Consider the following 259-nt stretch of genomic DNA (forward strand, 5'->3'; position numbering starts at 1 on the left):
CCATGCCGCACCTGGAAACGGTGCGGCGCGCGATCGAGGCCTACCAGATGCGCCTGCGCGACAAGCCGGCGCGGCCCAAGGCGGACCAGGTCGGCCTGCGCCGGCGCGGCGGCCGCGGACGCAATGTGCGGCCGTTGCGGGTCACGGTCAGCATCGGGGTGGCCGAGCGCGGCGAGACGTTGCGCGCGCCGGACGCCGTCATCAAGGCGGCCGACCAGGCGCTTTACAAGGCCAAGGACGGCGGCCGCAACCAGGTCTG

The 259-nt window shown here is 74.1% G+C and carries 1 protein-coding gene; it reads left to right on the forward strand.

Annotated features, from left to right (window positions below):
* A partial coding sequence (locus R0J88_RS21335; RefSeq protein WP_410901074.1) for a diguanylate cyclase domain-containing protein occupies nucleotides 1-259 on the forward strand: 259 nt, incomplete at both ends.

Origin of the sequence: Pseudoalteromonas sp. SIMBA_162, assembly GCF_046535955.1 — a bacterium.
GTDB lineage: Bacteria > Pseudomonadota > Gammaproteobacteria > Enterobacterales > Alteromonadaceae > Pseudoalteromonas > Pseudoalteromonas marina.